Raw genomic sequence first — 25,338 nt, 5'->3', positions numbered from 1 at the left:
ATGAGAATCATACTACATTAATAATTATAAATGAAGGTAGGGAGTTATGGATGATGGATACTATTAATTATGGTATGGAGGGACTTGTATTTGATATACAAAGATATTCTATACATGATGGACCAGGAATTCGTACAATAGTTTTTTTAAAAGGATGTCCTCTATCATGCAGATGGTGTAGTAATCCTGAATCTCAAGAACTAAAGCCATCTATAATGTATCAAGAAAGTAATTGTATTCATTGCGGAAAATGTATTTCTGCATGTAAAAGGGGAGCTATCAATCCTAATAATAAGGGATTTATTAATAGAGAACTTTGTACAGCTTGTGGGGAATGTGTAAATGTATGTCTAGCTAGTGCATTAACTTTAAAAGGCAAGAAAATGACTGTTGAACAAGTTATAAAAGAGCTTAAAAAAGATGCAATTAATTACAGAAGATCTGGAGGCGGGATAACTTTATCAGGAGGAGAGCCCTTAGTGCAGTCTGTATTTGCACAGGAAATTTTTAAGGCTTGCAAAGCACAAGGCTGGCATACAGCAATTGAAACTACAGGTTATGCAAGACCAGAAGTTATTGAGAAGGTATTTCCTTATGTTGATTTAGTGCTTATGGATATAAAGAATATAAATTCAGATAGTCATAAGGAAGGGACAGGAGTATCAAATGGAATTATTCTTAAAAATGCAAAAAGAATTTCTGAAATAACCAAAATGGTTGTTAGGGTACCAGTAATCCCTAGATTTAATTCTGGCCTAGAAAGTATTTTAGAGATAAGTAAGTTTGCCAAAACTTTAAATGGAATAGATACAATTCATTTATTACCATACCATACTTACGGTGAAAATAAATATGAACTCCTTGGAAAGAGTTATCTTATGAAAGAATTTCAATCATTAAGTGAAGATGAAATTGATACTTTAAAGGATATAGTTCAAGGTCAAGGGCTCAAATGTGTTATTGGTGGATAAAAAATTAGATATTAGAATGGAGGTTTTAGAATGGATCAAGAATTAATTGAAAAAGTAATGAGACAAGTTTCTAATGAATTAGGAATTTCAAGCCAAAATAAAAAAAGTGAATGTAAAGATAGTTGTACACAAAGTATAGGAGTTACTGAATTTGTAGGTACTGCAATAGGAGATACAATAGGACTAGTTATTGCAAGTGTAGATCCAATGCTTACAGAAATTATGAAACTAGGCAAATATCGTTCAATTGGTATTATTGGTGCTAGAACTGGTGCAGGTCCACAAATAATGGCTGTTGATGATGCTGTTAAAGCTACAAATACAGAAATTATCTCAGTTGAATTACCTAGAGATACTAAAGGTGGAGCTGGTCATGGAAGTTTAATTTATATAGGTGCTGATGATGTATCTGATGCTAGGCGTGCAGTTGAAATTGCACTTTCAAGTGTTGAAAAATATTTTGGAGATGTTTATGGGAATGATGCAGGTCATTTAGAATTCCAATATACAGCTAGAGCAAGTTATTGCTTAGAAAAAGCTTTTGGAACACCACTTGGTAAAGCTTTTGGAATGGTTTGTGCAGGTCCTGCTGCAATTGGAACAGTATTAGCAGATAGTGCTGTAAAAGCAGCAAATGTTAATGTGGTTAGTTATGCTTCTCCAGGAAGTGGGACTAGTTACTCAAATGAAGTGATTTTAACATTTAGCGGAGATTCAGGTGCTGTTAGACAAGCGGTAAAATCAGCTATTGAAGTTGGTACAAAATTATTAGGGGCATTAGGTGATGAGCCTAAGTCAACGACTACACCTTATATTTAGAATTTTAAGTATAAATGAAAATATTATAAGAAATTAGGAGGTTTTTAATATGAATTCAGAAGCGTTAGGAATGATTGAAACTAAAGGGTTAGTTGCTGCAATAGAGGCAGCAGATGCTATGGTTAAGGCAGCAAATGTTAACTTGATAGGATATGAGAAGATTGGTTCAGGGCTTGTTACAGTTATGGTAAGAGGTGATGTTGGTGCGGTTAAGGCAGCAACTGATGCAGGGGCCGCTTCAGCAAAACAAGTTGGAGATGTTGTTTCTATACATGTTATTCCACGTCCACATACAGACACAGAGAAGATTCTTCCTAAATTTGTATAAAAGATATTAAAAGCAGTCAATGGGTGATGTACAACGTTAATTTAAATCACAATTAATAAGATATATTTGTTAGTTTGAAGTTTGCTAATTAATGGAGTGCTAGCCCATTGAAAATTTAATAGGAGGGATAATGTGGAGATAGATGAGAAGGTAATTAGAGAATTAGTAATTAAAGCTATAAATTTGATACAGTCAGAAAACTCTACGAAAAGTTTATCTATTCCTAAGAAGAAGCTTTATGTAATTTTTACTGAAGAATGGAACAGTAAGTATTGGGACTTTTTTGAAAACTTAAATAAAATAAATAAATATGATGTTTATGCTGTTATACCATCTCGTATAATCAATAATCTTCATATTAACAATCTAAAAAAATTTAAGGTATGCAAAGGCATAATTGAGGAGAAAGATGTAGATTTTAATGATTTAGAAAATTATATAACTGTATTGCCTACAATATCAAGAAGTCTTGTAGCTAAAGTAGCATTATGTATAGATGATACTTTTGAGACAAACTGGATATTTAAAAATATGGAAAAAGGAGAAAGAACTATTTTATTAAAATCAGGTCTTGTCAAAATGACTGGGAAAGAGCCATCAAGTTATGTAAATAAGATATTAGGTTACTACAGAACATTGTTAGAATTTAATATAGAAATATCTGATGAAATTGTTGATATAAATAAAGAGAGTTTATCTATAGGTGTTGATGAACCATTAGATAAAGTAAATGAAAAAAAAGAACATACTTCTAAAAAAGTCATAACGGAGATTGATATAGAAAAATATGTACAGGATAGAAAAATAATTTTAAATAAGGGAGATATTATAACAGAATTAGCTAAAGATAGGGCACGTAGTTTAAATATCTCTATATTAAAAATGTAGTTTATATACTACTTTTAATATTAATTAAGTATTATGATTTTTTGAAATTTTACTTTATAAAGTCAAAGTGAGGTGACGGGATGGGAGAATCATTAGGATTAATAGAAGTGCAGGGATTGACGACTGCTATTTTGGTGGCAGATACAATGGCTAAAACAGCCAATATTAAAATATTAGATATTGAAAATACAAAAGGACTTGGATATATGACAATAAAAGTATGCGGAGATGTTGGTGCAGTAAATTCGGCAGTTGAATCAGGAAAGCAAATTGCTATAGAAAATAATGCACTTGTTTCTGTTAAGGTTATTCCAAGATGTTCCAAGGATGTAGAGTCAACGTTTTATCCTCGTGAAGAGAAAAAAGATGATTTAACTAAGGAAAGTGAAAAGGAAAAAAATATTGAAAATATTCCTTTAGAAAACTTAAAGGAAACTAATCATAAACAAGAAAAAAATATAAAAAAAGTTACTAAAAATGATATAGATAATAAGGTTATTGATAAAAATTTGGAGATAGATAATTCTAAGCCGAAGGAGAAGAAAGCAAGAAAAAATAGCAAAAAAGCTGAAATTAAAAAGGAATAAATACATCTAAAGAAGCTATTAAAGCAAGAAAGGACTGTGATTAAGATGTATATGGCTAAGGTTATTGGTAATGTTGTAGCAACAAGAAAAGATGAATCATTAGTGGGATATAAATTAATGGTTGTAAGGCGAATAGATGCTAACTATGAATTTATTGGACATGAAGAGGTTGCAGCAGACTATACTGGAGCAGGTATAGGTGACTACGTTTTATTATGTAAAGGATCAGCTGTTAGGGTTGAAGAGAGAAAAAAGAATGTTGCTATAGATATGGCTATTATCGGAATTATAGATACTATTGATGTTTAATGATATCTTAGTATTTTTCTAGATAAAGAAAGGAGGAGAGAATGAACAAAGGTTATAGGTTAAAAAGCGGTATTTTTCCTTCAGTAAATGATGCAGTTCTATCTGCATTAGGTGCATATAATCAATATGCCAAACTTAATTTAAATGAGCGTAGAGAAGTTATTGAAGTTATAAAGAGACGACTTTTAGCAAATGTTGAGGAAATTGCAAATATGGTTGTTGAAGAAACTGGGATGGGAAATGTACATGATAAAATAACAAAACTTGTTTTATCTATAAATAAAACTCCAGGAATTGAGGATTTAATTACTGAAGTAAAAACAGGTGATAATGGAATGACATTATATGAATTATCTTCTTATGGTGTTATTTGTGCTATTCATCCATGTACTAATCCATGTGCAACATTAATTAGCAATACAATTGGTATGTTAGCAGCAGGAAATGCAATTGTTCATTGTCCACATCCAAGAGCAATAGAGGTATCAAAATATGTCACTGAAATAATTAGTAGGTCAATAGTAGAAATATGTGGTATTGATAATTTAGTTGTAACACTAAATGAAAGCTCAATGGCTTCTACTAGTGAAATTATGAGCCATCCTGATATTTCTATGATTGTAACAACAGGAGGAATCAACGTTTTAAGACGTGCAATGATTTCAGGAAAAAAAGTTATTGGCGCAGGACCTGCAAATCCTACTGTAATTGTTGATGAGACAGCTAATCTTGAAAAAGCTGCAAGAGATATAGTTAATGGTGCTTCCTTTGATAATAATGTTATGTGTATATCAGAGAAAAGCATAGTTGCAGTATCATCAATAGCAGATAGGCTAATAGAAGAGCTTATTAAAAATGATGTTTATTATGTAAGTAGTGATGAAGAAATGTTAAGACTTACAGTTGCAACGGTAACAAATGATATGACAATAAATAAAGCACTTGAAGGAAAAAGTACAAATGAGATTTTATCAGCAGCTGGAATCCAATGTGATAGGAAGATTAAGCTTATTGTAGTTGATACAATAAAGCAACATCCTTTTGCAACACTGGAGATGCTTATGCCTTTAATACCTTTAATAAGAGTAGAGAATTTTGAAAAATCCTTAGAGACAGCTTTGGAAATAGAGCAAGGATTTAAGCATACGGCAATAATTCACTCTCAATCAATTGAAAGACTAAATATTGCAGCAAAAGAGATGCAGACATCAGTATTTGTTAAAAATGGTGCTTCATTAGTTGGAATTGGTGTAAATGGGGAAGGAGATACTAGCTTTACCATTGCTACTGCAACTGGAGAAGGAACAACTACTGCAAGACACTTTACTAGAAGAAGACGTTGTTCACTTACAAGTGGTTTTTCAATTCGCTAGTGCGACAAGGAGGTTAAAGTTGTTACATGAAGTTTATATAAAAACAAAGATTTATTCTGGAGAAAACTCATTAAGTAGGTTAGAGAAATTTAAAAATGAAAATATATGGATAATATGTGATGGGTTTCTTGTTAGAAGTGGAATAGTTAAAGGTATATTAAAGTTTATAGATAGTAGCAATAATGTTTCTATTTTTGATAAAGTTATTCCTGATCCACCGTTAACAGTCATAGGAAGTGGTGTTGCTATTATTAAAAAAATTAACCCAAGTGTTGTTATAGCATATGGTGGGGGATCGGCAATTGATACTGCAAAAGGTATTCTTTACTTTGCAAGAGAGCAGAATATGATTGATAAAGTTAATTTTATTGCAATTCCAACAACAAGTGGAACAGGTTCAGAGGTTACAAATGCAACTATCATAACCGATACAGAAACTAAAATTAAACATGCTATATTTGATGATAGTCTTTTACCAGATGAAGCAATTTTAGATTCTAATTTAACTCTATCTGTGCCAGCAGATATAACTGCTAATACAGGAATAGATGTTTTAACTCATGCATTGGAAGCTTATGTTTCTAATAAAGCTAATTCTTATTCAGATGCTTTAGCAGAAAAAGCAGTTGAACTTGTTATAGAATCATTAGTTAAGTGCTATAACAACGGGAAAGATATTGAAGCAAGAAGTAAGATGCATGAAGCCTCTAACTTAGCTGGTATAGCATTTAATATTTCTGGATTAGGCATAAATCATAGCCTTGCGCATCAGTTAGGTGGCAGATTTAAGATTCCACATGGTTTAGCCAATGGATTACTTTTAACTAATGTAATTGATTATAATAGCCAGGATGTTAGTACTCTTAAAAAATATGCAAAGCTTTTATATAAAACTGGAATGGTTGATAAAATAAAAGGCGATGAATTTGCAGTAAAAGTATTAAAAGAATACATTAATTCAATAATGAAAATTATGAAAATGCCAATGAGCTTAAAAGAATTAAATATAGGTAAGGATGAGTTTCATAAAGTAAAATCATTAATGGCACAAAATGCATTAAAGGATGGGTGCACTAAATCAAATCCAAGAAAGGTTAATACACTTGAACTAGAGGATTTAATAGGGAAAATATACCAATAAAGTGCTTTATATGGTAAAATACATTAAGAAATGTATTCTATAGTATATAAAGGAGTGGAATAAATGAATAAGTTCCATGGAAATAATGGTATTAAAATAATTGATGATAACTTAATAAATAAATTTAATATCACTAGTTTATTTGGTAAGAAGACATTAGAAGGCATTCAAGAAAAAATAGCAAAGGCTACAGGACTTGCGTTTGTTACAGTTGATTTTAAAGGTGAGCCAATAACTGAAATGACATCGTTTACTAAATTTTGTCTAGAAAGAAGAAATAGAATGGATACTGCATGTCATTGTAAAGCCTCAGATGCTTTTGGTGGCATTCAAGCAGCAGTAACACAAAAAAATTGTGTATATCTTTGTCCTTGTGGATTATTAGAGATAGCTATACCAATTATAGTGAGGGGGCATTATTTAGGCGCATTTATTGGTGGACAAGTAAGGTGTATAGATACACCAAAGGATATAAGTAGACTAGAGAATCTAATTACTGATTCAAATGACTATAAAAAAGAAAATTATATGAAAGAATTATTTGATAATATACCTATATATAAATATGAAAAGTTTGTAAGTGTAGCTGAATTAATTTCACTTATTATAAATCAAATGGGTGAAAAAGGGGCTTATGAAATAATAAAAAATGATACATTAAAAAAAGAATTAGAAGAAATTAATAATGATAACAAGAAACTAAAATTAGAGAATGATTTAAAAAATATTGAAATTTCTAATTTAAAGGCAAAGGTCAACCCATATTCTTTGCTTAATATACTAAATTCAATTTCAAGTTTAGCTATAATTGAAGATTCACCAAGGACTAATGATATGATTATACTTTTCTCTGAATATCTAAAACAGAATTTCAGCAGTGAAAAAAGTTGTAAAAGCTTAAATGAGGAATTTGATAGAATAAATACTTATTTAAAGATGCAAAAAATTAAATATGGTGAATTGTTAAATTATACAATTGATATTTCAGAAATAATTAGTATACAAAAGGTTCCTTGTGATATTATTATACCATTTGTTGAGAATGCTATTTTTTATGGTATAACAACAAATACTATAGATTGGAAAATAGAAATAGATGCACATTATGAAAAGGATGATGTTGTTATTTCTATCCGTGATAATGGGCTAGGGCTTACTGATAAAGAGATATCAAAGAAATTTAAAATATTTAAAGATAATTATGAGGGGTATTCTATAAAGGTTGGTATTAGGAATGCAAGAGAAAAGCTTATAAAGCTATTTGGGAAAGAATACGATGTTTTTATTGAAAACATTCATGAAAAAGGCACAACAAGCATAATTAGATATCCAAGAAATTTTGACGAAAGGAATGTTTAGATAGATGTATCGTATATTAGTTGTGGATGATGATCCGCTTATGAGACAAGCTCTTAACTTAATAATATCAAAAGTAGATGGATTTGAAGTTGCTTTTTCAGTTGGATCAGGAGAAGAAGCAGTAGAATTATGTAAAAATAACAAAATTGATATAGTGTTTATAGATATTATGCTATCTGGTGAGTCAGGAATTGAATCCAGTAAAAAAATCTATTTATACAATCCTAAAACTACAATCTATATAATGTCATCATATAGTAGTTTTGATTTTGCAATAGAAGCTTTGAAAATTAAAGTTAAAGCGTATATTTCAAAACCTATTTCTTTCTCAAAAATAAGAGATTTATTAGATGATTATTTAATTGAAAATAAGGAATTAGGTAAAAGTAGTTTTATTAATGAAGAGGCTGAACTAGAAGAGTTTTTTAAAATAATAAATGAAAAAGACTTCAAAAGAGCATATTACAGCATACCTAAATTTATAAATAAAATTTATGAGAAAGAAGATGTAGATGAAGTATACTTTCAAGAGTATTTTAATGATTTAGGTAATAAATTAGTTGCTCCAATAGAAATATTAAAAAACGAAACTATTGATATTAATAAGTTATTTCCAAATAATAATTTCTTTACTTCAAATAAAAAGGCTTTTGAATTGTGGTTATTTAACGTTGTCAACTATATTTTTAAAGAGCAAAGTATAAAAAAATACAATTTACTAGAAAAAGTTTTTGATTATATTGAAGAAAATATAGAGGAAGAAATCGGATTAAATGATGTAATAAAAAATTGCACAATAAGTCAAGGATATTTAAGCCGTATATTTAAGAGACAATTTAATGTAAGTATTATGGAATATATACATATGAGAAAAATATATATGGCAAAATATTATTTTTCCTTTACGGATTTAAATGTTACAGATATTGCGTTTAAGCTTGGATATAACGAAAGTGGATATTTTAGTAAAGTATTTAAAAGATATGAAAATATAACAATTCATCAATATAAAAAAATGTTATAAGGTTTTTAATTAGAAGTAGGTGATTAAAAATATGAATGAATATTTTATTACATCAGAATCTGTTACGGAAGGACATCCAGATAAGATTTGTGATCAAATATCAGATGGAATTTTAGATGCATATTTAGCATATGACAAATATTCAAGGGTAGCAATTGAAACAATGGTATCCAAAAATACAATTATGGTTGCTGGAGAAGTTAGATCAAAAGCAAAGATTAATATTGTAGATATAGCAAGAGAGATTGTAAAGAATATTGGATATACAAAGGAATCCATTGGGTTTGATTATAAGACGTGTTTAATACTTACTAATATAAATGAACAATCTGCAGATATTGCATTAGGGGTTGATAAATTAGAAGAAAATGAGAAAAGAGCTAAAGAGATAATTGGTGCTGGAGACCAAGGTATAATGTATGGATATGCCTGTGATGAGAGTGAGAATTATATGCCATTAACATGTGATTTAGCAAATAAATTAACGATGAAGTTATCAGAAATTAGAAAAAAAAGAGGTGCTTTTTGGTTACTTCCTGATGGAAAAGCACAGGTTACTATGAAATATGATAGGAATGGGAACCCCATTAGTATTAGTAGCATAGTTATTTCAGCACAACATGAGACAAATATTGAGTGTGACTATATCAAAAGTGTTATTGACTATGATGTTATCAGAACTGTTATTGATGATAAGTGGATAAATTATGATACAAAAATTCATATAAATCCAACTGGAAGATTTGTAATAGGGGGACCAGCTGGAGATACAGGTCTAACAGGAAGAAAAATAATGGTTGATACCTATGGGGGAGTAGCTAAGCATGGGGGAGGAGCATTTTCAGGTAAGGACCCAACTAAGGTAGATCGTTCTGGAGCTTATATGGCAAGATATGTTGCCAAAAATATTGTAGCTGCTAAATTGGCTAAGAGAGCTGAGGTTGCTTTATGTTATGTTATTGGATCTGAAGAACCAGAAGCTATAAATATTAATACATTTGGAACGGCAAATATTAAAGAGGAATATATATCTGAAATAGTAAAGAAGATATTTTCATTTTCTGTTGCTGATATTTTAGAAGAACTTGATTTAAGAAAGCCTCAATTTTTAAAGAGTGCATCCTATGGACACTTTGGAAGAGAAGATGAGAACTTTAGGTGGGAAGAATTAGATAAGGTTAAGGTTTTGAAAGATGAGGCTATGCAATATATTTGTGAAAGTTTTAAATAATATTTTTCTTTAATATAGCTAGAAGGTGAGTGAGAGTAATGCAGACGGAAGAAACAATAAAATTAGTTACTAAATTAGTTATGGATAAATTAAGTGATTTAGAAAAATATAAGATACCAATAGGTGTATCTAATAGGCACGTTCATGTTAGTCAAGCTGATTTAGAAGTGTTATTTGGAAAAGGATATGTCTTAACTAAAAAAAGTGATTTAAAGCAACCAGGACAATTCGCTGCTAATGAAACTGTAACTATAAGGTGTCAAAAAGGTGAATTTAAAAAGGTGCGTATACTTGGGCCTATTAGAGAAAGAAGTCAGGTTGAAATTTCTTTAACAGACAGCTTTCGTTTAGGTATTAAGGCTCCAATAAAAGAGTCTGGACATTTAGAAAATACACCAGGAGTTGAATTAATAGGACCTAATGGAAGTGTAAAAATTGAACAGGGAACAATTGTGGCTTTAAGACATATCCATATGCCACCAGAATATGCTGAAAAAATAGGCGTTAAAGATAAGGAAATAGTTGAAGTTGAAACTTTAGGCGAAAGAGAAGGTATTTTAGGGAATGTCTTAGTTCGTATATCTGATAAGTTTTCTCTTGAAATGCATATTGATATTGACGAAGCTAATGCATGTGCTTTAAAAAATAATGATTTTGTAATCTTACGTAAAATTTAAGGAGATACAAAAATGGTAATATACAATGAAAGTTTAGGAAAGTTTTCTGAATTAATTGCTAATAATCAGTATAATAAATGCGATGGAGAATTAAGAATAGGAGTAGATTTAGGTACAGCGAATATAGTTATCTCTGTTACTGACGAAGATAATGTTCCTATTGCAGGTGCTACATTCCCATCAACAGTTGTTAAAGATGGAGTTGTTTTAGATTTTGTTGGTGCAATAAACATCTTAAAAAAAATGAAATCTAGCATTGAAGAAGCTATTGGAAGAGAACTACGGTATGCGGCTACAGCTGTTCCACCTGGAATAATTCAAGGAAATATTAAATGTATATCAAATGTCGTAGAAGCAGCAGGATTTGATGTGATAAATGTTGTGGATGAGCCTACAGCAGCAGCTACTTTACTTGGAATTAAAGATGGAGCGGTTGTTGATGTTGGTGGAGGAACAACAGGAATTAGTATCTTAAAGGATGGAAAGGTTATATTAACTGCTGATGAAGCGACTGGTGGAAGTCATATGACATTAGTAATTGCAGGTTATTATAGAATTTCTATTGAAGAGGCAGAAAAATTAAAGAAAGATCCTAAAAAAGATAAAGAAATTTTTCCAATTATTAAGCCTGTAGTGGAAAAAATGGCTTCAATAGTAAAAAAACACTTGGAAGGCTACGATATACCACAAATTTATGTTGTTGGTGGGGCATGCTGCTTTGAGGAGTTTAATGATATCTTTGAAAAAGAAATTGGTATAAAAACAATAAAAACTAATGAATCTTTACTTGTAACACCATTAGGTATTGCAATGAATTGTAATAGAGAGCAAAAAATGAGATGAGGTGAAAGTTAAAATGAGTATAGATGCTATGCTAGTAGAAAAAATAGTTAGACAAGCAATTGAAGAAGTGAAAAAGGAGCGGATTGTAGAGTTTAATAATTTGAGTAATGAAAAAAGTTATGGCATTTTTGATACAATGGATGCAGCAGTTGAAGCATCTGATATTGCACAAAAGCAGTTACTAAGATCTTCAATGGCTCAAAGACAAAAATATGTTGATACAATAAAGGCTGTTATTTTGAAAAGAGAAAACCTAGAATTAATTTCTAGAATGTCAGTTGAAGAAACTGAGATTGGTAAGTATGAGCATAAGCTAATTAAAAATAGAGTTGCAGCAGAAAAAACTTTAGGAATAGAGGATTTAACAACAGAAGCAATAACAGGAGATAATGGAATTACCTTAGTTGAGTATTGTCCATTTGGAGTGATTGGAGCTATTACACCTACTACAAATCCAACAGAAACAGTTATTTGTAATTCAATGTCAATGATCGCTGGAGGTAACACAGTAGTATTTAGTCCTCATCCGAGAGCAAAAAATGTTACTATAAAATTAATTACAATGATAAATAAAGCTTTAGAGGAAGCAGGAGCACCAGAAAATCTTATTACTACCGTTAAGGAGCCATCAATTGAGAATACAAATATTATGATGGAGCACCCTAAGGTTCGTGTATTAGTTGCTACCGGAGGGCCTACTATAGTAAAAAAAGTTATGTCCACTGGAAAGAAAGCAATTGGAGCAGGGGCTGGCAATCCACCAGTAGTTGTTGATGAAACTGCAGATATTAAAAAGGCGGCAAAGGACATAGTAGATGGCTGTAGCTTTGATAATAATGTTCCATGTATTGCAGAAAAAGAAGTTTTTGCAGTTGATGAAATATTTGATCATTTAGTTCATAACATGAAGTTAAATGGCGCTTATGAAATAAGAGATAGAAAATTAATAGAAGAACTTTTGCAATTGGTTACTAATGGAAAAGGGGGCCCAAAAGTTGAATTTGTAGGTAAAAGTGCACAATATATCTTAAATAAGCTTGGGATCAATGTTAATGAGGATATAAAGGCAATAATTATGGAAGTTGATAGAAATCATCATTTTGTTTTAGAGGAAATGATGATGCCAATATTACCAATTGTAAGAGTTAGTAACGTTGATGAAGCTATTGAATGTGCTTATGTTGCTGAACAAGGCAATAGACATACAGCTATAATGCATTCAAAGAATGTTGAAAAGCTTACAAAAATGGCTAGACTTCTTGAAACAACAATCTTTGTTAAAAATGCACCATCTTATGCAGGAATAGGTGTAGGAGGAGAAGGATATACAACATTTACTATAGCAGGTCCTACCGGTGAAGGTTTAACTTCTGCTAAATCGTTCTGCAGGAAGCGTAGATGTAGTATGGTAGATGCATTTCATATAAGATAAAATAAATGTATTTTATTAGGCTAAAAGCTATTAATTGAAATAGAGAAATAATTTGATATCATAGATGATATTTATAGAAATAAAAGTAATATTTAGGGTTTAAAGTCGCGCCGTATAAATAGGTACGGCTTTTTTTATTGCACAAAGTTCTAAAAATTAACATAGAATACACTAAAGTATTACATGGAGTTGAAAAGATGTGATATACGGGCTTATTTTAGCTGGTGGTAAAGGAAGTAGATTGTATCCTTTGTCTAGAGCAGAAAAACCTAAGCAATTTCTAAAAATCATTAATGATAAAAGTTTTTTAGTAAATACTGTAGACAGAATAGCTCCTTTAATAGACAAGAAAAACATCTACGTAGTTACAAACCAAAATTATAGAGAAAAGATAGAAGAAGAACTTAGTGATATCGAAAAGGATAATATTATTACAGAACCTATGAATAAAGAAACTGCAACATGCATAGGCCTTTCGGCAGTTAGACTTTTAAAGAAAGATAGAGATGCGGTAATGATAGTGCTACCATCAGATCACTATATAGAAAATGAAAAGGAATATATAGAAACTCTGGCCCAAGCCGTAGAATTGGCAAATAGGAGAAGATGTATAGTAACCTTAGGGATAGATCCTACAAGACCAGAAACTGGTTATGGATATATTGAGATGGGCGACAGGATTAGCGGAAATAGACCAGCTTATAGGGTAGCAAGATTTACTGAAAAACCTAATCTTGAAGTAGCAAAAGATTTCATTTATAAAGGGACTTATTTATGGAATTCGGGCATGTTTGTATTTAGAGCAGATGTAATACTAAGAGAAATTGAAAAATATCTTCCATTAATGCACAAGCCACTTATGGAGATATATAAGCATATAGGCGGAGATGATGAAGAGAAAGTAATAGAGGAACAATATAAATTAATAGATGGAATATCTATAGATTTTGGAGTAATGCAAAAAACCAGAAAAGCGTATGTTATTAAATGCGATTTCTCCTGGGATGATATTGGAAGCTTTAATGCACTTAGTAGATTCTTAGATGCCAGTAGAAGTAATGCAGTATCTAAAAATGTTTATTTAGAAGAGTGTGAAAACTGTTCAGTATTTGGAGGGAAAAATCTTATAATAGGCTTAGGCGTTAAGGATCTAGTAATAGTAGATGCAGGAGATGTACTTCTTGTAATGGATAGAGATAAAGATCAGGAAATAAAGCACCTATTAAATGATTTGGATAGAGCAAATGATTATAAAAAATATTTGTAGTTATAAAAAGCAAGCTTAATTTTAAATTAGGCTTGCTTTAATTTTTTTATAATTGGATATACTTTCAAATATACATATCAAATTATAGTTTTTATAAGACAAACAAAACTTTACTAAATAATATGCTATTTAAGTATTATATTAACTTACAACTTTGAAGCGATAAGTTTATAACTAATAGAACTTATTAAGTTACATTAAGGTTATAGAAGGGAGAACTTTATATGAAATTTTATAATAAACAAAGAAGAAAAATAAATAGGAAAAAGTGTAGAACTACAACAATTATTTTAATATCAATTATATTGCCATTAATCTTTTTTGTATGTATAAAAAAGATTAATACTAATATAAAATCTGATGAAAAATATATAGAGTCAGGTATAAAAGATGAAAAAACTGAGACTGTAGCAAATGTATATAAAAATCAAATTTTGCTTGTAAATAAAGAGAAAGGATTAGAATCAGAGTATAAACCAGGTAACTTAGTAAATGTAAATACTAAAACAAATCAAAAGATACTTATGGAAAAAGAGGCAGCGGAAAAATTACAAGAAATGTTTAAAGAAGCAGAAAATGATGGAATTGAATTAATACCAGTTTCGGCATATAGAACTTATGAATATCAGAAGAATGTATTTGATCAAAGTGTAAAAAGTCAAGGAATAGAGTATACAAAAAGGTATGTTGCAGTTCCAGGTTATAGTGAGCATCAAACAGGTTTAGCTATAGATGTTGGATCTCCTGAAGATACAACGTTAACAGATAATTTTGAGAATACTGATGCATTTACATGGTTGCAGAAAAATATGCATGGTTATGGTTTTATACTTAGATATCCAAAAGGAAAAGAAAATATAACAGGCTATAAGTATGAACCATGGCATATAAGATATGTAGGTAAAGATGTTGCAAAAAAAATACAGGAAACGGGATTAACTTTAGAGGAATTTATGAAAAAATAAGAATATATAATTATATAAAGATTAAGCCCAATAGACATAAGGGGCAAGGCGTTAGTCATAGTAAGTGAAGGTACATAAAAAATACCTTCATTTATTTTTGTATATAATTACTAGTGCTATTATTTATAAGAAGTATATATAAATATTGTTAATATATACAGATCAAATATATTAATTTTAGATTACTATTTCAATTTTTTGTAATAAAAGCATTTAAAAGTGGTACAATAAAACAGTGGACTAAGGTAATTTAAAAATAAAAGTAATTAAAGAAATAATTACCTTAGATTGAAATAGTAAAACCTTTTCTGAAATAATTAGCAACTTGTCCAGAAGTATAACATATATTTTATATGATGATTATAGTAAGATGAAATTAAGGTTTAAATTTGATAAGGAAGTGATGTTTAAATGATGATGAACACTCACATGATGATAGCCGATTATATATTAGACAATCTTAGAGAAGATAGATCACATTTAATAAATAGAAAAAGATTTATATGGGGAAACATAAAGCCAGATTGTGCTTCAAGATATAAATTTAAAAAGCATTATTATACAGAAAGTATAGATATGATAGTTGATATGATAGATAGATTATCCTCTCTTTCTATAACTGAGATAAATAACGAAAGCAGTATAGGAAAGTTTAGTGGAGAACTAGGGGTTATCTGTCACTTCTTGACTGACTATTATTGCTTGCCTCATTTTCAAAGATGGGAATTTAAAAATGCAATAAAACCTCATATTCTTTATGAGAGAGAACTTTCAAAAGTTGCAAAAAATTATAAGATAAATGTTATAAAGAATAATAGGGTGCAAATAGATAATGTAAGAGAATTTATAGATAAGACTTTAGAGTTATATCAATTAGAAGAAGGCTTTACAAATGATTTGAATTTTGCTTACTATGTATGTAGTAATGTTTTTAATATGATTATTGAATCAATAGTTGCAAATGAAAAAGAAAATAGAGTAGCTATATAAGGATTTTAATATATCTAGGGAATATTTAGTTATATTGAAAATTTACTTGTAATAAGGAATGAAATATAAAAAATAGGTCAAATTGAGGGTTAAATTGCAAAACGATTCACAATTTTAAATTATATAATTATGATATAATTTAAATATATTTGGAGGATGAGTGGAGTGATGTAATGAAGTTAGAAGCAAAGTATCTGAATGATATACTACTTCTAGTGTGGGCAGTTTTATTTATAACCATTCCTTTGCTTGTGAATAATGAAAAAAAGGTAATTTGGCAAATCATCATAACTGCAATTATGTTAGCACTAAGTCTTATTATTGAAAATTTTAAAAAACATGAAAGTGTATGAGCATAAAATAGTTTTTACTATTTTATGCTTTTTTTATTTTTTAATGTTGACCTTTTTAGTAAGAAAGCATATAATGAACATATGAACAATCATTCATATGAAAGGAAGATTTTTATGAGTAATAATTCAATAGATAAGTGTAATTGTAATATAATACATCAAGATAGAGTGGATTATACAAAAGAGAGATTACCAAAAGAAGAAACTTTATATGATTTAGCAGAATTATTTAAAGTATTCGGAGATACAACAAGAATAAAAATAATATGTGCGCTTTATGAAAGTGAAATGTGTGTATGTGATATAGCGGCTCTTCTAAACATGACTCAATCAGCAGTATCTCACCAATTAAGAACATTGAAAAATGCAAGATTAGTTAAGTTTAGAAGACAAGGGAAAGTTGTTTATTATTCATTAGATGATGAGCACATTATGAGAATATTTAATGAAGGATTAAATCACGTAAATGAATAAAAGGAGGAAATTTTTATGGAAAGCAAGAGGTTAAAGCTATCATTAAATGGATTAGATTGTGCTAACTGTGCTGGTAAGATTGAAAGCATTGTTAGTAAGTTTCCAGAGGCGGAAGAGGTAACTTTAAATTTTTCATTTAAACTTTTAATAATTAAATATGATGCAAACATTGATGAGAAAGATATGATCGATAAAGTTACTAAAGTAGTTAAGGATTTAGAACCTGATGTTGATGTAGAAAAATATTCATTAGCATCAAAACCTGTAAAGAATAGTGAATCACATTGTAGTGGTGGAGTTTGTACTGGGCATAATCATGATGGGCATGACCATCATGAACATGGACATGCTAATAAAGTTAAAGAAAATAACCAAATTAATGATAGTAAGTTTATTGGGTTTATAAAGGAAAACATTAGACTTATTGTTGGTATTATACTATTTATAGTAGGAATGATACTAAATGAGAATGCAATAATATTAATAATTTCATACTTCTTTGTTGGAGGAGAAGTGCTTCTAAGTGCTTTAAGAAATATCCTTAAGGGAAAAGTATTTGATGAGAACTTCCTTATGAGTATAGCAACTATTGGAGCTATAGCAATTGGTCAATATCCAGAAGGGGTAGCAGTTATGTTATTCTATGAAATAGGGGAATTATTCCAAGGCTATGCAGTTAATAGATCAAGAAATTCAATATCAGAACTTATGGATATAAAGGCTGAATATGCAAATCTAGAAAAAGATAATAAAATGATTAAGGTTTCACCAGAGGAAGTTAAAATAGATGATATAATCATAATAAAGCCAGGTGAAAGAGTACCACTAGACGGAATAATAATATCAGGTAATACTTCAATAGATTCATCAGCATTAACTGGAGAATCAATGCCAGTAAGTAAGACAAGTGGAGATGAAATACTTGCAGGATGCATAAATAGTACTAGTACTATAAAAGTTAAAGTGACAAGCGAGTTTGAAAATTCAACAGTTGCTAGAATTTTAGAGTTGGTACAAAATGCAAGTAGCAAAAAAGCTTCAACAGAAAAGTTTATAACTAAATTTGCAAGATACTATACACCAATTGTAGTAATATGTGCATTAGCATTAGCTATATTACCTCCTTTAGTAACAGGAGATGGTAATTTTAGCGAATGGATATATAGAGCATTAATTTTCTTAGTTGTTTCTTGTCCATGTGCATTAGTAGTATCAGTACCTTTAGGATTATTTGCTGGAATTGGAGGAGCATCTAAGAAAGGTATATTAGTTAAAGGTGGAAACTATTTAGAATCTTTAAAAGATATTGAGACAGTAGTATTTGATAAAACAGGAACACTAACTAAGGGTGTATTTAAGGTCAATAAGATAAATAATATAGATATTTCAAAAAGTGAACTTTTAAAATATGCAGCTATTTGTGAAAGTTATTCTAATCATCCAATCGCAAAATCAATAGTTGAAGAATATAAAGTGTCAACTAATAAAGATTTAAGTGATATAGTGATTGATAGTAATGAAGAAATATCAGGAAAAGGTGTTGTAGCTAAAGCGTTAGGACATGTAATACTTGCAGGAAATGAAAAATTAATGAAAGCTAACGATATAGAAGTTACCAAGGAAGAGAATATTGGAACTATAGTATATATAGCTGTTGATAATGAATATAAAGGAAATATAATAATATCTGATCAAATCAAAAATGATACAAAAGATGCAATTAGGGAATTAAAAGAGATTGGCGTTAAAAATATAGTAATGCTAACTGGAGATAGTAAAAAGGTTGCAGAATCAGTTGGTAAAGAAATTGGAATAGACAACATTTATTCAGAGCTTTTACCAAATAATAAGGTCGAAAAGGTAGAAGAACTTTTAAACCAAGAAAGAAATGGTAAGCTTGCTTTTGTTGGAGATGGTATAAATGATGCGCCAGTACTTGCAAGAGCAGATGTTGGTGTTGCAATGGGTGGAATAGGATCAGATGCAGCGATAGAAGCAGCAGATGTTGTATTAATGAAAGATGAGCCATCAGCATTAGTAGATGCTATTAAGATAGGCAGAAAAACTAATAAGATACTATGGCAAAATATAATATTCTCATTAGGAATAAAAGTATTAGTATTAATACTAGCGACTATAGGAGATGCAAATATGTGGGAAGCAGTATTTGCAGATGTAGGAGTTACTTTAATTGCTGTTTTAAATTCAATGAGAGCACTTAAAAACTAAAATATAATATCTTAATAGGATTAGTTGTTAAGATAAAAAAGATCCCAATTACTTGGGATCCTTTTTTATTCCTAATAGTATAAAAGATTATATTAAATAGACGTTGTATTACATAATTTAAACTTAACAAATATATATGGAGAGATGGAGACAACCCACATTGTTATTGAGAAGTATTTTAATATTGTAAAATAATTAGATGGTAGTAGCTTTGAGAATATAAGATAAATTATTAGTGCGCCACTTATTCCAATTAAACACTTTATCAAATGATTAATAAAGCTTCCTTTAGGATCAAAATTAATATATTTTCTTTCTATTATTAATGAAGCAATAAATCCTATAAATGCTCCAAGGGCTTTACTTAAATCGTTGCTTGGAACAAATATTCCTATAACTATAAAAAGTATTAAAGAATAAATCATTAATTTTGCTGATTTATCAAAGGATGAATTAAATATTTTATTTGATATAAAAACAGATAGTATTCCTATAAATGTCCCAGCTATTACATCTTTTGGCCAATGAACACCTAAATATAGTCTAGATAAAGGAACCATAATAAGCATAAAGATGCCAAGTATCCATACATATACATTTCTATATTGATTCATTATAAAAGCAAAGGTAGTTGCATTTGCCTGAGAGTGACCTGAAGGAAATGAACTTCCAGTTGCAGTAGAAATTTCGTTACTTAGTATACCATCTTGTCCTATTGGACGAGGGGAGTTAAAGAACCCTTTAAGAATATTATTAAGGGAAAATGAAAATATTATAGCATATAAAAACTTATAGCCTAAACGCTTATTAACACACCAAAACAATAAAACAGAAAAAGTTATTCCGATTACTGGACCACCAACATGAGTTATAGTACTAAAGAAGAAATCAAGAAAAGGATTTGCAAATCCTTGTATATATTGTATTATTTCCATAAGTTAAATCCTCGCTATTATAAATATTAAAATAAATATCATTATATCCTATGAAAGCCTTATAATACAAGTAATTCCATTGACAAAGTATATAAAGCTAAGTATAATTTACTACGGTAAATCTTTCAGGCAGAACAGATGGGTAGCATACAGGATAATGAATCCTGTTATAAAGTCATATATAGACTTTATATCTGAAGCAAAGTTTATATATAAGTCTATACTTATATATAAACTTTATTTTTTATAACGAAAAATAGATTATTTTTATTGTTTTTATGATAATATAATAATGTTAGTTAAAAAATTTTACTCTAAATTTAGAGTTTTTAAACAAAAGTTGTTAATAATATATATGAACATTGTTAAAAAAAAGATTAATTAAGGAGAATACAGTATGGAAAAAAAGAAAAATATTTCTATGGCTGTTATCAAGAGATTGCCTAAATATCATAGATATTTAAATGAGTTATTAAATAATGACGTTGATAGAATATCTTCAAAGGAACTTGGAGAAAAGATAGGCTTCACTGCTTCACAAATACGTCAGGACTTAAATTGTTTTGGTGATTTTGGGCAGCAAGGATACGGCTATAATGTAAGAGAACTTACAAATCAAATAAGCACTATACTTGGATTAGATAAAGAGTATAATGCAATAATTATAGGTGCTGGTAATATAGGTCAGGCGATTGCTAATTACACTAGATTTGGGAAGATGAGCTTCAATTTAAAGGCTATATTTGATGCAAATCCTAAGCTTCTAGGAATGAGAATAAGAGATGTTGAAATACAGGATATAGATAATTTAGAAAGTTTCTTAAGCAATAATAGTGTAGATGTAGGTGTTATATGTGTACCTAGAATAAATGCACAAAAAGTTTGTGATACTTTAGTCCGTGGTGGTGTGAAAGGAATATGGAATTTTGCGCCAGTTGATCTTGCGGTACCAGATGAGGTAACTGTAGAAAATGTACATCTTAGTGAGAGTTTATTAACATTAATATACCTACTGCATGATAAAAATGACAAAATAAAATAGTAAATAAAAGGATTTTGTTAAAAATTTTTCATCAATTCACAGAATTATATTGCAAAAAATTTAACAAAGTATTATAATTGTAATTGAAGTTGAAAGGCTTCAATTATTTTTTAACATCATTTGTTATAATATTAACAAACATCAAATTTTTTGATGATTTTGTTAAGTTTTTACAGATGAAATCGATGGTATAGGGTATCGTTTGTATCATGAAGTTTAATTTAATTATGAAAATATAAATAACGTAATTATAAAGGGAGGGCTTTATTAATGGAATTAAAAAATGTGCTTCTTGAAAAAGAAGGAAATTTAGCTATCGTAACAATTAATAGACCAAAGGCATTAAATGCTCTAAACTCAGAAACTTTAAAGGATCTTGACACTGTAGTTACTGATCTAGAAAAAGACAATAACATAACATGCGTTATCCTAACTGGAGCAGGAGAAAAATCTTTTGTTGCAGGAGCAGATATTTCAGAAATGAAAGATTTAAACGAAGAGCAAGGAAGAGAATTTGGAGTTTTAGGAAATAAAGTATTTAGAAGATTAGAAAAATTAGACAAGCCAGTTATAGCTGCAATCTCAGGATTTGCACTAGGTGGTGGATGTGAACTTTCAATGGCATGTGATATAAGAATAGCTTCAGAAAAAGCTAAGTTTGCTCAACCAGAAGCAGGTCTTGGAATAACTCCTGGATTTGGTGGAACTCAAAGACTAGCAAGAATAGTTGGAGAAGGAAAAGCAAAAGAACTTATTTATACATGTGACATGATCAAAGCTGATGAAGCTTTAAGAATAGGATTAGTAAATAAGGTAGTTCCTCTAGAAAACTTAATGGAAGAGGCAAGAGCTATGGCAACTAAGATTATGGCTAATGCACCAATTGCTGTTAAGTTATGTAAAGATGCAATAGGAAGAGGAATGCAAGTTGATATAGATGAAGCAATCATGATAGAAGCAGAAGATTTTGGTAAGTGCTTCAGCACAGAAGACCAAGTTGAAGGAATGACTGCTTTCATGGAAAGAAGAGAAAAGAACTTCCAAAATAAATAAATTTTAATAATAATTATAAATCACTAAAAAGAATCAAGGTGTATTGATTAGGAGGGTAATTTAAATGAATTTCCAATTAACTAGAGAACAAGAATTAGTAAGACAAATGGTTAGAGAATTCGCTATAAACGAAGTAAAACCGATTGCAGCTGAAATCGACGAAACAGAAAGATTCCCAATGGAAAACGTTGAAAAGATGGCTAAGATAGGTATGATGGGAATACCTTTTGCTAAAGAATTAGGCGGAGCTGGTGGAGATGTACTTTCATACATACTAGCAGTTGAAGAATTATCAAAAGTATGTGGAACAACTGGAGTTATACTTTCAGCTCATACTTCACTTTGTGCTTCATTAATAAATGAATTTGGTAAGCCAGCACAAAAAGAAAAATATTTAGTGCCACTTGCAAAGGGAGAAAAAATCGGAGCATTTGGTTTAACTGAACCAGGAGCAGGAACAGATGCAGCAGGACAACAAACTACTGCAGTTTTAGATGGAGATAACTACATCTTAAATGGTTCAAAGATATTCATAACAAATGGTGGAGTTGCTGAAACTTTCATAATATTTGCTATGACAGATAAGAGCAAGGGTACAAAGGGAATATCAGCATTTATAGTTGAAAAAGACTTCCCAGGATTCTCAATTGGTAAGCTTGAAGATAAGATGGGAATTAGAGCATCATCAACTACTGAGTTAATAATGGAAAACTGTATTGTTCCAAAGGAAAACTTAATTGGACAAGAAGGTAAAGGATTCGGAATAGCTATGAAAACTCTAGATGGTGGTAGAATTGGTATAGCTGCTCAAGCATTAGGTATTGCAGGTGGAGCTTTAGAAGAAGCTGTTAACTACATGAAAGAAAGAAAGCAATTCGGTAGACCACTTTCAGCATTCCAAGGATTACAATGGATGATAGCTGAAATGGATACAAAAGTTGAAGCTGCAAGACATTTAGTATATAAAGCAGCATGCTTAAAGCAAGCTGGACTTCCATATTCAGTTGATGCTGCAAGAGCAAAATTATTTGCTGCAGATGTTGCAATGGAAGTTACAACTAAGGCAGTACAAATCTTCGGTGGATATGGATACACTAAAGAATATCCAGTAGAAAGAATGATGAGAGATGCTAAGATAACAGAAATCTACGAAGGAACTTCAGAAGTTCAAAAGATGGTTATCGCAGGAAGCAAGTTAAGATAGGGGAGGCCTTTTAAGAATGAATATATTAGTTTGTTTAAAACAAGTTCCAGATACAACAGCGGTTAAAATAGATCCTAAGACAGGTACACTTATAAGAGATGGAGTACCATCAATCATAAACCCAGAAGATAAGCATGCTTTAGAAGCTGCACTTCAAATAAAAGATAAATCAGGAGCAAAGGTTACTGTAATTAGTATGGGACCTCCTCAAGCTCAAAGCGCTTTAAGAGAAGCACTATGTATGGGAGCTGATGAAGCAGTTCTTATAACAGATAGAGCATTTGCTGGAGCAGATACACTTGCTACTTCAAAAGCATTAGCTGGAGCAATTAAGAAATTAGAATATGATATTATATTCGCTGGAAGACAAGCTATCGATGGAGATACAGCTCAAGTTGGACCAGAAATAGCAGAGCATTTAAATATTCCTCAAGTAACTTATGTTCAAGGAGTTACAGTTGAAGGAGATAAAGAATTATTAGTAAACAGAGCATTAGAAGATGGATATGAATTAATAAAGGTTCAAACACCATGTCTTTTAACTGCAATTGAAGAATTAAATCATCCAAGATATATGAATGTTGGATTAATATTCGATACAGTTGATAAAGAAATAACTATATGGTCAGCAGATGATATAGATGTAGATAAGGCTGAACTAGGACTTAAGGGTTCACCTACAAAGGTTAAGAAGTCAATGACTAAAGAAGTTAAGGGTGCTGGAGAATTAGTAAAAGAAGGACCTAAAGACTCAGTTAAATATGTTATCGGAAAATTAAAAGAAAAACACTACATCTAAATTTTGGGAGGTAATTGAAAATGAATATAGCAGATTACAATGGCGTATGGGTATTTGCTGAACAAAGAGAAGGCGAATTACAAAAAGTATCATTAGAATTATTAGGCGAAGGTAGAAAAATTGCAGATAAACTAGGAGTTAAGCTTACAGCTTTATTACTAGGTAAAGATATAAAAGGATTAGCTAATACATTAGGAGAAAATGGTGCTGATGAAGTTATCGTTGCGGATCATGATGAATTAGAACATTATACAACTGATGGTTACACAAAGGTTATTTGTGATTTAGCTTCAGAAAGAAAGCCAGGAATATTATTCATAGGAGCTACTTTCATAGGAAGAGATTTAGGACCAAGAGTTGCAGCTAGATTATCAACAGGATTAACAGCTGACTGTACTCAATTAGATGTTGTAGTTGAAAACGGAGACCTTTTAGCTACAAGACCTGCATTTGGTGGTAACTTAATGGCAACAATTGCTTGTCCAGATCACAGACCTCAAATGGCTACAGTAAGACCTGGAGTTTTCTCAAAGGTTGAAGAAAAGAACACTAACTTTGAAATAGAAGAAGTAGAAGTTAACTTAACTAGTTCAGATATAAGAACTAAAGTTGTTGAAATAGTAAAAGAAGCTAAAGAAGTAGAAGATATAAGTGAAGCTAACTTCATAGTAGCTGGTGGTAGAGGACTTGGAAGTAAAGAAAACTTTGAAAAACTTTATGAATTAGCAGAAGTTGTAGAAGGATCAGTTGCAGCTTCAAGAGGTGCTATTGATAAAGGATGGATAGAAAGAGATTACCAAGTTGGTCAAACAGGAAAAACTGTAAGACCTAGCATATATATTGCATGTGGTATTTCAGGAGCAATTCAACATGCTGCTGGTATGCAAGATTCAGATATGATCATCGCTATCAATAAGGATGAAACAGCTCCAATCATGAAGATGGCTGACTATGCTATCGTTGGAGATATAAATAAGGTTTTACCAGAACTTATCGCTCAATTCAAAGAAGCAAAATAAGATTTTCAACTTGAATTTTAGGAGGG

General features: G+C 30.4%; 26 protein-coding genes. 25 read left to right on the top strand and 1 reads right to left on the bottom strand.

Going from position 1 to position 25,338, the window contains the following annotated elements; translation table 11 throughout:
• Window positions 1-50: 50 nt before the first annotated feature.
• The 20 genes from K5V21_RS03955 (at window position 51) to K5V21_RS03860 (ending at window position 19,260) form a co-directional block, all read left to right on the top strand.
• A complete protein-coding gene (locus K5V21_RS03955) occupies window positions 51-971 on the top strand; it encodes a glycyl-radical enzyme activating protein (protein ID WP_407927683.1) in 921 nt (306 codons plus the stop codon).
• 30 nt (window positions 972-1,001) lie between these two features.
• Entirely contained in the window at window positions 1,002-1,790 is a 789-nt protein-coding gene (gene pduB, locus K5V21_RS03950) for a propanediol utilization microcompartment protein PduB (RefSeq protein WP_221859385.1), read from the top strand.
• Window positions 1,791-1,839: 49 nt separating this feature from the next.
• Window positions 1,840-2,118: a BMC domain-containing protein gene (pduA, locus tag K5V21_RS03945; RefSeq protein WP_204595783.1), complete on the top strand. Its 279-nt coding sequence runs from the start codon at window positions 1,840-1,842 to the stop codon at window positions 2,116-2,118.
• Between the two features lie 132 nt (window positions 2,119-2,250).
• Window positions 2,251-3,006 (top strand): hypothetical protein, encoded by a 756-nt coding sequence (locus tag K5V21_RS03940; RefSeq protein WP_221859382.1) that lies wholly within the window; start codon window positions 2,251-2,253, stop codon window positions 3,004-3,006.
• An 80-nt stretch (window positions 3,007-3,086) separates the two neighbouring features.
• Window positions 3,087-3,593, top strand: coding sequence for a BMC domain-containing protein (locus K5V21_RS03935; RefSeq protein WP_221859380.1), 507 nt, complete (start codon window positions 3,087-3,089; stop codon window positions 3,591-3,593).
• Window positions 3,594-3,638: 45 nt separating this feature from the next.
• Window positions 3,639-3,902 carry a EutN/CcmL family microcompartment protein gene (locus K5V21_RS03930; protein ID WP_221859665.1) on the top strand — a complete coding sequence of 88 codons (264 nt, stop codon included), beginning with the start codon at window positions 3,639-3,641 and terminating at the stop codon, window positions 3,900-3,902.
• Between the two features lie 41 nt (window positions 3,903-3,943).
• On the top strand, window positions 3,944-5,275 hold the full coding sequence (locus tag K5V21_RS03925) for an aldehyde dehydrogenase family protein (protein ID WP_221859378.1): 1,332 nt from the start codon (window positions 3,944-3,946) through the stop codon (window positions 5,273-5,275).
• Between the two features lie 19 nt (window positions 5,276-5,294).
• Window positions 5,295-6,416 (top strand): 1-propanol dehydrogenase PduQ, encoded by a 1,122-nt coding sequence (locus K5V21_RS03920; protein WP_245000638.1) that lies wholly within the window; start codon window positions 5,295-5,297, stop codon window positions 6,414-6,416.
• Between the two features lie 63 nt (window positions 6,417-6,479).
• Entirely contained in the window at window positions 6,480-7,775 is a 1,296-nt protein-coding gene (locus K5V21_RS03915) for a sensor histidine kinase (RefSeq protein WP_221859374.1), read from the top strand.
• 4 nt (window positions 7,776-7,779) lie between these two features.
• Entirely contained in the window at window positions 7,780-8,799 is a 1,020-nt protein-coding gene (locus K5V21_RS03910; RefSeq protein ID WP_221859372.1) for a response regulator transcription factor, read from the top strand.
• Between the two features lie 31 nt (window positions 8,800-8,830).
• Entirely contained in the window at window positions 8,831-10,030 is a 1,200-nt protein-coding gene (gene metK, locus K5V21_RS03905; RefSeq protein WP_221859370.1) for a methionine adenosyltransferase, read from the top strand.
• A gap of 38 nt (window positions 10,031-10,068) precedes the next feature.
• Window positions 10,069-10,707: a phosphate propanoyltransferase gene (locus tag K5V21_RS03900; RefSeq protein WP_221859368.1), complete on the top strand. Its 639-nt coding sequence runs from the start codon at window positions 10,069-10,071 to the stop codon at window positions 10,705-10,707.
• Between the two features lie 12 nt (window positions 10,708-10,719).
• On the top strand, window positions 10,720-11,550 hold the full coding sequence (eutJ, locus tag K5V21_RS03895) for an ethanolamine utilization protein EutJ (protein ID WP_221859366.1): 831 nt from the start codon (window positions 10,720-10,722) through the stop codon (window positions 11,548-11,550).
• A gap of 13 nt (window positions 11,551-11,563) precedes the next feature.
• Window positions 11,564-12,982 carry an aldehyde dehydrogenase family protein gene (locus tag K5V21_RS03890; protein WP_221859364.1) on the top strand — a complete coding sequence of 473 codons (1,419 nt, stop codon included), beginning with the start codon at window positions 11,564-11,566 and terminating at the stop codon, window positions 12,980-12,982.
• 199 nt (window positions 12,983-13,181) lie between these two features.
• Entirely contained in the window at window positions 13,182-14,249 is a 1,068-nt protein-coding gene (locus K5V21_RS03885; protein WP_204595772.1) for a mannose-1-phosphate guanylyltransferase, read from the top strand.
• Window positions 14,250-14,473: 224 nt separating this feature from the next.
• Window positions 14,474-15,214 (top strand): M15 family metallopeptidase, encoded by a 741-nt coding sequence (locus tag K5V21_RS03880; RefSeq protein WP_221859362.1) that lies wholly within the window; start codon window positions 14,474-14,476, stop codon window positions 15,212-15,214.
• A 411-nt stretch (window positions 15,215-15,625) separates the two neighbouring features.
• Window positions 15,626-16,204 carry a zinc dependent phospholipase C family protein gene (locus K5V21_RS03875; protein ID WP_245000637.1) on the top strand — a complete coding sequence of 193 codons (579 nt, stop codon included), beginning with the start codon at window positions 15,626-15,628 and terminating at the stop codon, window positions 16,202-16,204.
• A 173-nt stretch (window positions 16,205-16,377) separates the two neighbouring features.
• Window positions 16,378-16,557 (top strand): hypothetical protein, encoded by a 180-nt coding sequence (locus tag K5V21_RS03870; protein ID WP_221859360.1) that lies wholly within the window; start codon window positions 16,378-16,380, stop codon window positions 16,555-16,557.
• Between the two features lie 114 nt (window positions 16,558-16,671).
• Window positions 16,672-17,031, top strand: coding sequence for an ArsR/SmtB family transcription factor (locus K5V21_RS03865; protein ID WP_204595770.1), 360 nt, complete (start codon window positions 16,672-16,674; stop codon window positions 17,029-17,031).
• Between the two features lie 15 nt (window positions 17,032-17,046).
• Window positions 17,047-19,260: a heavy metal translocating P-type ATPase gene (locus K5V21_RS03860; RefSeq protein ID WP_221859358.1), complete on the top strand. Its 2,214-nt coding sequence runs from the start codon at window positions 17,047-17,049 to the stop codon at window positions 19,258-19,260.
• A 92-nt stretch (window positions 19,261-19,352) separates the two neighbouring features.
• On the opposite strand, the gene K5V21_RS03855 is transcribed toward K5V21_RS03860, so the two are convergent.
• A complete protein-coding gene (locus K5V21_RS03855) occupies window positions 19,353-20,195 on the bottom strand; it encodes a phosphatase PAP2 family protein (protein WP_221859355.1) in 843 nt (280 codons plus the stop codon).
• A gap of 397 nt (window positions 20,196-20,592) precedes the next feature.
• Between K5V21_RS03855 and K5V21_RS03850 the strand changes: the two genes are divergently transcribed.
• From K5V21_RS03850 to K5V21_RS03830, 5 genes are all read left to right on the top strand, one after another.
• Entirely contained in the window at window positions 20,593-21,237 is a 645-nt protein-coding gene (locus tag K5V21_RS03850; RefSeq protein ID WP_221859353.1) for a redox-sensing transcriptional repressor Rex, read from the top strand.
• A gap of 270 nt (window positions 21,238-21,507) precedes the next feature.
• Window positions 21,508-22,290: a short-chain-enoyl-CoA hydratase gene (locus K5V21_RS03845; RefSeq protein WP_221859351.1), complete on the top strand. Its 783-nt coding sequence runs from the start codon at window positions 21,508-21,510 to the stop codon at window positions 22,288-22,290.
• Between the two features lie 64 nt (window positions 22,291-22,354).
• Window positions 22,355-23,494: an acyl-CoA dehydrogenase gene (locus K5V21_RS03840; protein WP_221859349.1), complete on the top strand. Its 1,140-nt coding sequence runs from the start codon at window positions 22,355-22,357 to the stop codon at window positions 23,492-23,494.
• 16 nt (window positions 23,495-23,510) lie between these two features.
• Window positions 23,511-24,293, top strand: a complete 783-nt coding sequence (locus K5V21_RS03835) for an electron transfer flavoprotein subunit beta/FixA family protein (protein WP_204595764.1) — start codon at window positions 23,511-23,513, stop codon at window positions 24,291-24,293.
• Between the two features lie 20 nt (window positions 24,294-24,313).
• On the top strand, window positions 24,314-25,312 hold the full coding sequence (locus K5V21_RS03830) for an electron transfer flavoprotein subunit alpha/FixB family protein (protein ID WP_204595763.1): 999 nt from the start codon (window positions 24,314-24,316) through the stop codon (window positions 25,310-25,312).
• The last annotated feature ends 26 nt before the right edge of the window (window positions 25,313-25,338 follow it).

Origin of the sequence: Clostridium sardiniense, assembly GCF_019753795.1 — a bacterium.
GTDB lineage: Bacteria > Bacillota > Clostridia > Clostridiales > Clostridiaceae > Clostridium > Clostridium sardiniense.
Note: the sequence above shows the minus strand (reverse complement) of the source record. Positions and strands in the feature narration are given on the sequence as shown.